Here is a 12048-nt window from a genome sequence, read left to right as displayed (position 1 = left end):
CTTGCTGCGTCACCTCACACCGTCGGGTCTTTCTTAACGCAAGATTGACGCCGCGGTGCCCCGGATCCATGGGCCCAGGCGTCACCCTCTGCATACGCTGGTGCCGCCGTCCGCGTGATGGCCGGAAACAGCTGAGCCGCACACCAGGAGCACGCCGATGGTCACGACCGAGCACCCCCCCAGTCGCCTGCGCGCCTGGATGCTGGAGGGGCTGTCCGACATGGGCAAGGGCGGCGGCCACCCCGGTCCCCACGCCGAGCCGGAGGCCGCGCACAAAGGCCAGCGCTGGTGGCGGGTGATGTGCCTGACGGGTGTCGACTACTTCTCCACCCTCGGATACCAGCCGGGCATCGCGGCCCTCGCGGCCGGTCTGCTCTCGCCCGTGGCGACCATCGTGCTCGTCATAGTCACGCTGGCCGGCGCCCTGCCGGTCTACCGCCGGGTGGCCGAGGAGAGCCCGCACGGCGAGGGCTCCATCGCGATGCTGGAGCGGCTGCTCTCCTTCTGGCAGGGCAAGCTGTTCGTTCTCACCCTGCTGGGCTTCGCGGCCACCGACTTCCTGATCACCATCACCCTGTCGGCCGCCGACGCCTCCACCCACCTCGTGGAGAACCCGCACCTCACCAGCGTGCTCCACAACCACCAGATGCTGATCACCTTGTTCCTGGTGGCCCTGCTGGGCGCGGTGTTCCTCAAGGGCTTCCTGGAGGCCATCGGCGTCGCCGTCGCCCTGGTCGGCATCTACCTCGCGCTCAACGTCGTCGTCGTGATCGTCGGCATGTACCACGTCGTCACCGCCGGGCACGTGATCACGGACTGGAGCAGCGCCCTGACCACGGAACACGGCAATGTCTTCGTCATGATCGGCGTGGCCCTGATCGTCTTCCCGAAGCTCGCCCTCGGCCTGTCCGGCTTCGAGACCGGCGTCGCCGTCATGCCGCACGTCGAGGGCGACGAGGGCGACACCGAGGAGCGTCCGACCGGCCGGATCCGGGACACCAAGAAGCTGCTGACCACGGCCGCCCTGATCATGAGCGCCTTCCTGATCGCCACCAGCTTCATCACCACGCTGCTGATCCCGGCGGACGAGTTCAAGTCCGGCGGCCAGGCCAACGGGCGCGCCCTCGCCTTCCTCGCGCACGAGTACCTGGGCGGAGCCTTCGGCACCGTCTACGACGTCTCGACCATCGCCATCCTGTGGTTCGCCGGCGCCTCGGCCATGGCCGGCCTGCTCAACCTGATGCCGCGGTATCTGCCCCGCTACGGCATGGCCCCGCACTGGGCGCGCGCCGTCCGCCCGATGGTCATCGTCTTCACGCTGGTCGCCTTCCTGGTCACCTGGATCTTCGACGCCGACGTCGACGCCCAGGGCGGCGCCTACGCCACCGGTGTGCTGGTGCTGATCAGCTCCGCCGCGATCGCGGTGACCATCGCCGCCCGCAAGGCGGCCCAGCGCGGCTGGACCATCACGTTCGCGATCATCTCCGTGGTGTTCCTGTACACGACCGTCGTGAACGTCATCGAGCGGCCCGACGGTGTGAAGATCGGTGCCTGTTTCATCGTCGGCATCATCCTGGTCTCGCTGCTGTCCCGGCTGGCCCGCGCCTTCGAGCTGCGCGTGACGCATGTGGCGATGGACCCGATGGCGGAACGATTCGTCCGGGACATGGCCAGCCGCAAGATCCGGTTCATCGCCAACGAGCCCGACCGGCGCGACAAGGCCGAGTACCGCGACAAGATCGAGCAGATCCGGGCCGACAACGAGATGCCGGAGCAGGAGGACTTCGTCTTCGTCGAGGTCACGGTCACGGACCCCTCCGAGTTCGAGGCCGGCCTGGTCGTCCGCGGCGAGGTCCTGCACAACCGCTACCGCGTCCTGACCCTGGAGTCCTCCTCCATCCCCAACGCCCTTGCCGCGCTCCTCCTGCACGTCCGGGACATGACGGGCTGCACCCCGCACATCTACTTCGAGTGGACCGAGGGCAACCCGTTCGCCAACTTCCTGCGCTTCTTCCTCTTCGGGCAGGGCGAGGTCGCCCCGGTCACCCGAGAGGTCCTGCGCGAGGCGGAACCGGACCGCGTCCGGCGCCCCCGCGTCCACACCGGCTGAGAAGGACCGCAGCACCCTCGGCGCCCGGCCCTCGTCCCCGGCCCTCGGCAGGAGAGTGGCGCGCGTCTCAGGCCGTCGCCGCCCTCCTGCCGAACAGCCGCCGCCGCGGCCGCGCCTCCAGCCGGCCCCAGCTCAGCTGCCCGTGTATCTCCACGCGCAGCACGACCGGCGTCCCGGGCGCCCCGGCGGGCCGCATCTTGGTCTGGCCGTAGTCGATCACCAGGGAGTCGGTGTCCACGACCACGCCGGGCCGGGTGATCAGGCGCAGCGTGCCGCAGTGCAGGTCCAGATCGATGTGGAGGGTGTCGTGGGTGATCACCGCCTGGGTGAGGTCGAGGGTCACCTCGCCCCACGCCGAGCGGATCTCCATCCGGCGCGGCACCGACCAGCCGCCGCCGCGCGTGGTCGACGAGCCCTGCTGCTCGATGCGGACGACGTCCTTGACCGGTGCCGCCCCGGACCGGGAGCCGTCCGGCAGGTCGGTCGTCAGTACCGCGAGTTCGCCGAGGGTGCGCGCGGACAGGGCGGCCGCCACCCGCTCCTCGTGTTCCTCGGCGGTGAGCCGGCCGTCCGCCGCGGCGGCCGTCACCATGTCCACCACACGGTCCCGGTCCGCGTGCGAGGCCCGCAGCCCGGACGGCTCCTCCGTACGCAGCAGCTCGGCCGACATACCTTCACCCCGATTCAGACGCCCCTGCAGGGGACCCGCCATCACGCACTAACGCTATATCGCGTTATACCCAACGGCCAACCCCGTATCCACGGTTCCCTGGTCGTGGCCCTATCGTGACCGGCATGCAGTCCTACACGATCGGCCAGGCGGCACGGCTGCTCGGCGTGAGCCCCGACACCGCCCGCCGCTGGGCCGACGCGGGCCGGGTGGCCACCCATCGCGACGAGGCCGGGCGGCGGCTCATCGACGGCAAGGACCTCGCCGCGTTCTCGGTCGAGCTGGCCAAGGCGGGCGGCGGCGAGGAGGACGCCTCCTACACCTCGGTCCGCAACGCGTTCCCGGGCATCGTCACGGCCATCAAGCTCGGCGACGTGGCTGCCCAGGTGGAGATCCAGGCGGGCCCGCACCGGCTGGTCTCCCTGCTCACCCGGGAGGCCGTGGAGGAGCTGGGCCTGGAGGTCGGCATGGAGGCCACCGCGCGCGTGAAGTCCACGAACGTGCACATCGACCGCGTCTGAACCGGCCCCCTCGACCCCGGCCCTCTCACCGGCACAGCAGCGCCGCCCACAGATCGAGCCGGTCGCTCAGCCGGGACAGGTCCCGCCCGGTGAAGTGCTCGATGCGCTGGATCCGGTAGTGCACGGTGTTGACGTGCAGATGCAGCGCCTGAGCCGTACGCGCCCACGATCCGTCGCAGGCGAGGAACGTCTCCAGGGTGGTCAGCAGTACGGCGGTGGCGGCACGGTCGGCCTCCAGCAGCGGGCCGAGGACCGTACGGCTGTAGGCGGCGCGGACGTCGCCCGGCACCCCGGTGAGCAGGGCGTCGAGGCCCGTGAGGGCGCTGGCGTCGGTCAGACGGGAGCCGTCCGGCGCGGTGGTCCGGGCGGAAGTGAGGGCGTACCGGGCCTGCACCAGCGCCCCGCTCAGCCCCTCGGGACCGGCCGCGGGCGCCCCCGTACCACCGTGCAGGGCGACCTCGGGCGCGCAGTCGGCGACCAGCGGCCAGACCTCGCCCAGGACGCCGTCGACATCACCGGACAGCACCGCGAAGGCGCACCCGTCCGGCAGCTGCCCCACCGCCGAGGCCCCCGCCATGACCAGGCCGGCCACCTCCGTCAGGGCCGCCTCCGCAGCTCCCGGCTGCCCCGCGCCCGCTTCGGCGACGACCACCCGGTACGGCCCGGCCACCGGCACCCCGCACCGCCGTAGCGCGGCCTCCACCGCCCCGGCCTCCGGGCCCGGCGCGGCGAGCAGTGTGCCCAGGTGGTCCGCCGCCCGGCGCTCGGCCGCCCGGCGCCGGGCGGCGGCCTCCTGGCAGTGGCTCAGGGCCGCCGCGATCTCGTGCAGCATGCGCGGCGGCGCGCCGTCGGGATCCGGCAGGTACAGCAGCCAGCGCTCGTAGGGGGAGGCACCGTCGGCCTCGGCGGACACCGTCACCCCGGTGCCGTCGGCCATGAGCGCGACGGCCTCCCGCGCCGCGACGCCCGGAGCCCCCGCCGTGCCGGCGACCGTCCGTCCCGAGGGCGTGAACACATACGCCGTGACGGCGTCGAGGTGTGCGAAGGCGGCTTCGAGGATGCCGTCCGGCCCTGCCTCCTGGGCGAGGAGCCGGCTCAGCCGTACCCGAGCGTTCTCCGGCAGCGCGGGATGACGCAGCGCATGCCGACGGCTCAACTCGCCCCACTGGCGCAGGTACACGGTGTCGGTGATCGAGCGGAACATGATGTGCGCCGGCACCCCCAGCACCGGTACCCCGTGCCGCACGCACGCCTCGACCAGGTCGTCCGGCACGGTTCCGTGCGTCTCCTCCCCGGCGAGCAGCGCCGCGGCCCCCGCACCCTTCAGTGCCGACACGAACCGGTCCGCCCGGTCCGGACCGCCGTCGGGCGACCACCACACCAGCCCGCTGAGCACGACCTCGCCCGGCCGCACGAACCGGGCCGGGTCCTCCAGGTCCGTGACGGTCACACCGCTGATTTCACGCCTCAGCAGAGCGCCCTCCGCCCACAGCAGGTGCAGGCCGAGGGAGGCGTCCCCCAGGAGGTGTTCGACGTGCATGTGCTGGCTCCTCGTACGGCCGCCGGGTGCTGGACAGAACACCCGCCCTCTCGCATTCACTAGGTAAATCTGAGAACAAGCATCGTAAATGCAAGCCCCGAGGAGGGGAATGCTTCCTGGTTGATCCTCCAGTACCGGCGCCGGAGACGTCGGAGTTTCCGTGCCGTACACCAGTCGTTCGGCGCGGGACGGATTGGTTCACTTCCGGCCATGGACTTGAACACGGTGGCCGACATCCGTGACGCCCGGCGGCCCGCGCCCTGGCGGCCGGGCGACGCCTGGCTCGGCGGTGGCACGTATCTGTTCTCCGAACCCCAGCCGCACCTGCGGCGCCTGGTGGACCTGAGCCGGACGGGCTGGACGCCGGTGCAACGGCACCCGGACGGCTCCCTGGAGATCGCCGCCACCTGCACGTTCGCCCAACTCTCGGGCCACGCACGGACGTTGCTCGCCCCTGCGGCACCCCTGTTCGAGCAGTGCTGCCGGGCCTTCCTCGCCTCGTTCAAGATCTGGAACATGGCCACGGTCGGCGGGAACCTGTGCAACGCCCTGCCCGCCGGCCCGATGATCTCCCTCACGGCCGCCCTCGACGGCGATTGCCTGCTGATCGCCCAGGACGGTGTACGGCGCCGGGTCCGCGTCGCCGACTTCGTCACCGGAGCGGGGCGCAAGGACCTCGCCGAGGGCGAACTCCTGCGCTCGGTCACCCTGCCCGCCCGCGCCCTCGCCTGCCGCACGGCGTTCCGTCAGGCGTCCCTGTACGGCCTGGGCCGCTCCGGTGTCCTCGTCATCGGGACGCTCGATCCGGTCGACCACTCCGTCACCGTCACGGTCACCGCCGCCACGGTCCGCCCGGTGCGGATCTGGTTCCCGCTGCCGCCGACGGCCGGGGAGCTGCGGGCGGCGATCGGCGCCGCGGTCGCCGACGGCGAGTGGTTCGACGACATCCACGGGCTGCCCGAGTGGCGGCGGCACATGACGTTCCGGCTGGCGGAGGAGATCCGCCGGGAGCTGACCGACAAGGAGCGGCGATGAAGGTCGAGGTCAACGGACGGTCCTTCGGGGACGAACCCCGTCCCGGTCAGTGCCTGCGCACCTACCTGCGCGAACGCGGCTGGTTCGGCGTGAAGAAGGGCTGCGACGCGGGCGACTGCGGTGCCTGCACCGTCCACGTCGACGGCGAGCCCGTGCACAGCTGCCTGTACCCGGCTTTCCGCGCCGACGGCCGCAGCGTCACCACGGTCGAGGGCCTGGCCTCCCCGGAGGGCGAACTCCACCCCGTCCAGCAGAAGTTCCTCGACGCGCAGGGCTTCCAGTGCGGATTCTGCACGGCCGGCTTCCTGATGACCACCGCGGCCCTCAGCGAGGAGCAACTCACCGATCTGCCCCGGGCGTTCAAGGGCAATCTGTGCCGCTGCACCGGCTACCGGGCCATCGAGGACGCGGTTCGCGGGGTCAAGAACACCGAGGGCCCGGCGCCCGGGGAGTCCGTCGGCCGCAGCCTGCCCGCCCCGGCCGGACCCCAGGTCGTCACCGGCACCGCCCGCTACACCTTCGACCTCGACGTGCCGGGCCTGCTGCACATGAAGCTGCTGCGCTCCCCGCACCCGCACGCCCGCATCCGCGCGATCGACACCTCCGCCGCCCTGCGCGTCCCCGGCGTCCTGGCCGTCTTCACCCACCACGACGCCCCGGAGCGGCACTTCTCCACCGCCCGCCACGAGCACCCCGAAGAGGACCCGGACGACACCCGGGTCCTGGACGACAGGGTCCGCTACATCGGCCAGCGCGTCGCGGCCGTCGTCGCCGACAGCGAGGCCGCCGCCGAGGAAGGCTGCCGCCGGATCGAGGTGACGTACGAGGTGCTGCCCGCCGTCCTCGACCCCGAAGAGGCCATGCGGCCGGGGGCGCCCGTGGTCCACGACAAGGACGCGGCGACCGCCCGGATCGCGCGCCCGCAGACCAACGTCGTCGGCGAGGCGCACGGCGAGATCGGCGACGTTGCGGCAGGTTTCGCCGAGGCGGACGTCGTCTACGAGGAGACGTTCCGCACCCAGCGTGTCCAGCACGCCAGCCTGGAGACGCACGGCGCCCTCGCCTGGATCGACGACGGCGGCCGGCTCACCGTCCGCACCAGCTCCCAGACACCGTTCCTCACCCGCCGCGCCCTGTGCGCCCTCTACGACCTGCCCCAGGAGCAGGTCCGGGTGGTCGCGGGCCGGGTGGGCGGCGGTTTCGGCGGCAAGCAGGAGATGCTGGTCGAGGACATCGTGGCGCTGGCCGTCCTGAAACTGCGCCGCCCGGTGAAGCTGGAGTACACGCGCGCCGAGCAGTTCTACGGTGCGACCACCCGCCACCCCTTCACGATCCGGGTGAAAGCGGGCGCCCGTCGCGACGGCACCCTCACCGCGCTCCAGCTGCGGGTGGTCGCGAACACGGGTGCGTACGGCAACCACGGCCCGGCCGTGATGTTCCACAGCGTCGGCGAGTCCATGGCCGTCTACCGCGCCCCGCACAAGAAGGTGGACGCCTTCTCGGTGTACACGCACACCGTCCCGGCGGGCGCCTTCCGCGGCTACGGCCTCGGCCAGGTGCTGTTCGCGGTGGAGTCCGCCCTGGACGAGCTGGCCCGCCGACTCGGCCTGGACCCGCTGGAGTTCAAGGCGCGCAACATCATCGGCCCCGACGAGCCGATGCTCACGCCCGGCGGCCACGAGGAGGACCTGCACATCGCGAGCTACGGCCTCGACCAGTGCCTGTCGATCGTGCGCCGGGCCCAGGCCGAGCCCCTCGCCGAGCCCGTCCCGGAGGGCTGGCTGGTCGGCGAGGGCGCGGCCCTGGCGATGATCGCGACCGGCCCGCCCGGCGGCCACATCGCCGACGCCAAGGCCACCCTGCTGCCCGACGGCACCTTCGACCTGGCCGTCGGCACCGCCGAGTTCGGCAACGGCACGACGACCGTGCACCGACAGATCGCGGCCGGCGAACTCGCCACCACCGTCGACCGGATCACCGTCCGCCAGTCCGACACGGACGTCGTACGGCACGACACCGGCGCCTTCGCCTCCACCGGCACCGTCGTCGCGGGCAAGGCCACCCTGCGCGCCTCCCGTGCCCTCGCCGACCAGCTGCTGGACTTCGCCGCCGCCCGTCTCGGCACGGCCCGCGGGCACTGCCGGCTCGTGGAGGAGGCGGTGCTGCACCCCGGCGGGCGGCTCCTGCTGAAGGAGGTGTACGCCGCCGCCCGCGCGGTCGGCCTGGACCTCGCCGCCGACGGACACTTCGGCGGCACCCCGCGCTCGGTCGCGTTCAACGCGCACTGGTTCCGGGTGGCGGTCGACCCCGGCACCGGGGAGATCCGCATCCTGCGCAGTGTGCACGCGGCCGACGCGGGCAAGGTGATGAACCCGATGCAGTGCAGGGGCCAGGTCGAGGGCGGGGTCGCGCAGGCGCTCGGCGCCACGCTCTTCGAGCAGGTACGGCTGGACGAGCGGGGCGCGGTGGACACGGCCGCCTTCCGCCGCTACCGGCTCCCCCAGTACGCCGATGTGCCGCGCACCGAGGTGCACTTCATGGAGACGGCCGACGCGATCGGGCCGCTGGGCGCCAAGTCGATGAGCGAGAGCCCCTTCAACCCGGTGGCCCCCGCCCTGGCCAACGCCGTACGGGACGCGACCGGCGAGCGGTTCACGGAGCTGCCGCTGACGCGTGACCGGGTGTGGCGGGCGCTGGACCGTCGAAGCCGTAGCCCCCGTCCACCCGGATCGCCGTGATCCCGCTGATGTGCCGGGCCCCGCAGCGGTCCTGCGGCAGCACCAGCTGGGGGCCGACCGCGTCCAGCGGGGTGCCGTCGATCGTGACGGCGAGCAGCACGGGTGCGTGGGCGAAGTCGGGGTCGATCTCGGCCCAGGACAGCAGGGCGTGATGGCCGTCGGTGCCGGTGACGGCGATGAGGAAGCGCAGCCGGTCCTTGCGCCGGGCCGGGTCGAAGCCGGGTCCCGCGTCGGCGAGCACGTCGTACAGGCGCGGGCCGGTGAAGCGGTGGTGCTGGATGCCGCTGGTGGCGCACTCGAAGCTGACGTCGGCCCGGTGCTGCGGCCAGCGGAGCAGCTCCGGCACGGTCAGCCGGGCCGGTCGTACGAGATCGCCGGTCAGGGCGAGTTCCGTGGGCGTCACCTGCGACCACCTCCCGCAGAACCGTACCCCTGGCTGAGCGCCGTACAAACGCACATGCAAGCTCCAAGTCACAAGTTCGCAGCTCATGCGATACGACAGAAGACTTACGCCTGGCAGATGCGGCAGTATCATCGCCGCACGGCCGATGCCCGGTCGTGCCAGGGCGCGACAGTTGTTCCACAGAACCCGAGGAGTAGACCGTGATGACCCGTTCCGTGCGCCGGACCCGGATGCTGCAGCTGGCCGGTGCGGGAGCCGCCGCCCTGATGGCCCTCAGCGCCTGCTCCTCCTCCGACGACTCCTCGACCGCGAAGTCGGACAAGTCCGGCTCCGCCTCCCCGAAGCTGTCCGGCACGGTCACCGTGTTCGCCGCCGCCTCCCTCAAGGAGAGCTTCACGACCCTGGGCGAGGAGTTCGAGAGCGCGCACCCCGGCACCAAGGTCAGCTTCAACTTCGGCGGCAGCGACACCCTCGCCGCGAGCATCACCGGCGGTGCCCCGGCGGACGTCTTCGCCGCCGCCAGCCCCAAGACCATGAAGATCGTCACGGACAAGAACGACGCGGTCGGCACCCCGGCCCCCTTCGTCCGCAACCAGCTGGAGATCGCCACCCTGCCGGGCAACCCCGACAAGGTGTCCTCCCTGAAGGACCTCACCAAGTCCGGCCTGAAGGTCGTCCTGTGCGACAAGACCGTGCCGTGCGGCGCCGCCGCCCAGAAGGCCCTGGACGCCGGCAAGCTGAAGCTCACCCCGGCCTCCTACGAGGAGGACGTCAAGTCCGCCCTGAACAAGGTGGTGCTGAAGGAGGCCGATGCCGCAGTGGTCTACAAGACCGATGTGAAGGCGGCGGGTGGCAAGGTGGAGGGCGTGGAGTTCCCCGAGTCGTCCAAGGCCATCAACGCCTACCCGATCGCCCTGCTCAAGAACGCCCAGAACGCCGAGGCCGCCAAGGCCTTCATCGCCCTGGTCGAGTCCGCCGAGGGCCAGAAGGTGCTGACCGAGGCCGGGTTCCTCAAGCCGTGACCTCGCTCGACAAGCCCGGCGCCGCGGCCGACCCCCGCACGGGTGGGCCGCGGCGCCGCCGCGTCCGGGCGGGAGTGCCACTGCCGCTGCTGCTGCCCGGTGTGCTGGCCCTGGCCTTCCTGCTGCTGCCACTGCTCGCGCTGCTCGTCCGCGCCCCCTGGCGCAGCCTGCCGGACCAGCTGACCAGCACCGAGGTGTGGCAGGCGCTCCAGCTGTCCCTGGTCACCGCCACGGCCGCGACCGCCGTCAGCCTCGTCCTGGGGGTGCCGCTGGCCTGGCTGCTGGCGCGCACGGACTTCCCCGGCCGCGGTCTCGTACGGGCCCTGGTGACCCTGCCCCTCGTCCTCCCGCCGGTGGTCGGCGGTGTGGCCCTGCTGCTCGCCCTCGGCCGCAACGGAGTGGTCGGCAAGTGGCTCGACTCCTGGTTCGGGATCACCCTCCCGTTCACCACCACCGGGGTCGTCATCGCGGAGGCGTTCGTCGCCATGCCGTTCCTGGTCATCAGCGTCGAGGGCACCCTGCGCGCCGCCGACCCGCGCTTCGAGGAGGCGGCCACGACGCTGGGGGCGTCCCGCTTCACCGCGTTCCGCCGGGTCACCCTGCCGCTGATCGCGCCCGGCGTCGCCGCGGGCTCGGTCCTGGCCTGGGCCCGCGCACTCGGCGAGTTCGGCGCGACGATCACCTTCGCGGGCAACTTCCCCGGCCGCACCCAGACCATGCCCCTCGCGGTCTACCTCGCCCTGCAGAACGACCCCGAGGCCGCCATCGCCCTCAGCCTGGTCCTGCTGGCCGTGTCGATCGCGGTGCTGGCGGGGCTGCGGGACCGATGGCTGACGGGGACCTGAGGGTGACGCGAGGATGGAAGACGACGCTGTGCGAGTGCCGACGAAGGACGCCCCCTGCATGACCGACATCGATGCCCCCGAGGCCGACCTCGAGGTCGTGGGCGAGCAAGGGCTCGACGCCCGGCTCGTCGTACAGCGAGGCCCCTTCCGGCTCGACGTGACTCTGACCGCGGCCCCGGGGGACGTCGTCGCACTTCTGGGCCCCAACGGCGCCGGAAAGACCACCGCGCTGCGTGCCCTCGCGGGGCTGGTCCCGCTGACCGACGGCCATCTGCGCCTCGACGGTGCCCCCCTGGAGCACACCCCGCCCGAGTCCCGCCCGGTCGGCGTCGTCTTCCAGGACTATCTGCTCTTCCCGCACCTGTCCGCCCTGGACAACGTGGCCTTCGGACCGCGCTGCCAGGGGGCCGCCAAAGCCGAGGCGCGGGCCCTCGCCGCCTCCTGGCTGGACCGCATGGGCCTCGCCGAGCACGCCGGAGCCAAGCCCCGTCGGCTCTCCGGCGGCCAGGCCCAGCGCGTCGCGCTCGCCCGCGCCCTGGCCATCCGGCCCCGGCTGCTGCTCCTGGACGAGCCGCTCGCGGCCCTGGACGCCCGGACCCGCCTGGAGGTCCGCTCCCAGCTCCGCCGCCACCTGGCCGAGTTCGAGGCGGTCGCGGTCCTCGTCACGCACGACCCGCTGGACGCCATGGTGCTCGCGGACCGGCTGGTGGTGGTCGAGCACGGCCGGGTCGTGCAGGACGGCACCCCGGCCGACATCGCCCGCCATCCGCGCACGGACTACATCGCCCAGCTGGTCGGCCTCAACCTCTACCGGGGACAGGCCGAGGGGCACACGGTACGGCTCGACGCGGGACCCTCGATCACGACCACGGAGGACCTGTCCGGGCCGGTCTTCGTGGCGTTCCCGCCGGTCGCCGTCACCCTGTTCCGGGACCGTCCCACCGGCGCCAGCGCCCGCAATCTGTGGCGCTGCGAGATCGCCGGCCTGGAGACCCACGGCGACCAGATCCGCGCCGACCTGACCGGCGAGCTCCCCCTCGCCGCCGACCTCACCACGGTCGCCGCCGCCGAGCTGGATCTGCGGCCGGGTGCGTCTGTCTGGGCGACAGTGAAAGCAACCCAGACCCACGCATATCCGGCCTGAACGGACGGGCACCCTACCGT

Annotated in this window: 10 protein-coding genes; 7 read left to right on the top strand and 3 right to left on the bottom strand. The window is 72.3% G+C overall.

Annotated elements, in window-relative coordinates:
- Positions 1-157: 157 nt before the first annotated feature.
- Positions 158-2110: an APC family permease gene (locus tag ACZ5DS_RS31790; protein WP_468245361.1), complete on the top strand. Its 1953-nt coding sequence runs from the start codon at positions 158-160 to the stop codon at positions 2108-2110.
- 67 nt (positions 2111-2177) lie between these two features.
- On the opposite strand, the gene ACZ5DS_RS31785 is transcribed toward ACZ5DS_RS31790, so the two are convergent.
- Positions 2178-2780: a DUF1707 SHOCT-like domain-containing protein gene (locus tag ACZ5DS_RS31785; protein WP_468245359.1), complete on the bottom strand. Its 603-nt coding sequence runs from the start codon at positions 2778-2780 to the stop codon at positions 2178-2180.
- Positions 2781-2905: 125 nt separating this feature from the next.
- On the opposite strand from ACZ5DS_RS31785, the gene ACZ5DS_RS31780 reads away from it, so the two are divergent.
- Positions 2906-3301, top strand: a complete 396-nt coding sequence (locus ACZ5DS_RS31780) for a TOBE domain-containing protein (protein WP_094214403.1) — start codon at positions 2906-2908, stop codon at positions 3299-3301.
- Between the two features lie 25 nt (positions 3302-3326).
- Here the strand turns inward: ACZ5DS_RS31780 and ACZ5DS_RS31775 are convergent, their stop codons facing one another.
- Complete coding sequence (locus ACZ5DS_RS31775) at positions 3327-4841, bottom strand: helix-turn-helix domain-containing protein (RefSeq protein WP_468245356.1); 1515 nt, start codon at positions 4839-4841, stop codon at positions 3327-3329.
- A gap of 210 nt (positions 4842-5051) precedes the next feature.
- On the opposite strand from ACZ5DS_RS31775, the gene ACZ5DS_RS31770 reads away from it, so the two are divergent.
- Together ACZ5DS_RS31770 and ACZ5DS_RS31765 are read left to right on the top strand one after the other, a co-directional pair.
- Positions 5052-5876 (top strand): FAD binding domain-containing protein, encoded by an 825-nt coding sequence (locus tag ACZ5DS_RS31770; RefSeq protein WP_468245354.1) that lies wholly within the window; start codon positions 5052-5054, stop codon positions 5874-5876.
- Entirely contained in the window at positions 5873-8614 is a 2742-nt protein-coding gene (locus ACZ5DS_RS31765) for a molybdopterin-dependent oxidoreductase (RefSeq protein ID WP_468245352.1), read from the top strand. The genes ACZ5DS_RS31770 and ACZ5DS_RS31765 overlap by 4 nt, the downstream gene beginning before the upstream one ends.
- On the opposite strand, the gene ACZ5DS_RS31760 is transcribed toward ACZ5DS_RS31765, so the two are convergent.
- A complete protein-coding gene (locus tag ACZ5DS_RS31760) occupies positions 8529-9017 on the bottom strand; it encodes a molybdopterin-dependent oxidoreductase (RefSeq protein ID WP_468245349.1) in 489 nt (162 codons plus the stop codon). The genes ACZ5DS_RS31765 and ACZ5DS_RS31760 overlap by 86 nt on opposite strands.
- 203 nt (positions 9018-9220) lie before the next feature.
- Here ACZ5DS_RS31760 and modA point away from each other — a divergent pair, with 203 nt between their 5' ends.
- From modA to ACZ5DS_RS31745, 3 genes are read left to right on the top strand one after another with little or no spacing between them, the layout of a single operon-like run.
- Positions 9221-10039: a molybdate ABC transporter substrate-binding protein gene (gene modA / locus ACZ5DS_RS31755; protein ID WP_468245346.1), complete on the top strand. Its 819-nt coding sequence runs from the start codon at positions 9221-9223 to the stop codon at positions 10037-10039.
- A complete protein-coding gene (gene modB / locus ACZ5DS_RS31750) occupies positions 10036-10884 on the top strand; it encodes a molybdate ABC transporter permease subunit (protein ID WP_468245344.1) in 849 nt (282 codons plus the stop codon). The genes modA and modB overlap by 4 nt, the downstream gene beginning before the upstream one ends.
- Positions 10885-10942: 58 nt before the next feature.
- Positions 10943-12028 (top strand): ABC transporter ATP-binding protein, encoded by a 1086-nt coding sequence (locus ACZ5DS_RS31745; protein WP_468245341.1) that lies wholly within the window; start codon positions 10943-10945, stop codon positions 12026-12028.
- Positions 12029-12048: the final 20 nt, after the last annotated feature.

Source organism: Streptomyces sp. NPDC031100 (genome assembly GCF_055570785.1).
This window is presented reverse-complemented; position numbering and strand designations above follow the sequence as displayed.

Excerpts from the sequence above, each read along its gene's own strand:
- ACZ5DS_RS31775 (WP_468245356.1), bottom strand. The coding sequence starts at position 4,841 with ATGCACGTCGAACACCTCCTGGGGGACGCCTCCCTCGGCCTGCACCTG.
- ACZ5DS_RS31765 (WP_468245352.1), top strand. The coding sequence starts at position 5,873 with ATGAAGGTCGAGGTCAACGGACGGTCCTTCGGGGACGAACCCCGTCCC.
- ACZ5DS_RS31790 (WP_468245361.1), top strand. The coding sequence starts at position 158 with ATGGTCACGACCGAGCACCCCCCCAGTCGCCTGCGCGCCTGGATGCTG.
- ACZ5DS_RS31745 (WP_468245341.1), top strand. The coding sequence starts at position 10,943 with ATGACCGACATCGATGCCCCCGAGGCCGACCTCGAGGTCGTGGGCGAG.
- ACZ5DS_RS31785 (WP_468245359.1), bottom strand. The coding sequence starts at position 2,780 with ATGTCGGCCGAGCTGCTGCGTACGGAGGAGCCGTCCGGGCTGCGGGCC.
- ACZ5DS_RS31780 (WP_094214403.1), top strand. The coding sequence starts at position 2,906 with ATGCAGTCCTACACGATCGGCCAGGCGGCACGGCTGCTCGGCGTGAGC.
- modA (WP_468245346.1), top strand. The coding sequence starts at position 9,221 with ATGACCCGTTCCGTGCGCCGGACCCGGATGCTGCAGCTGGCCGGTGCG.
- ACZ5DS_RS31770 (WP_468245354.1), top strand. The coding sequence starts at position 5,052 with ATGGACTTGAACACGGTGGCCGACATCCGTGACGCCCGGCGGCCCGCG.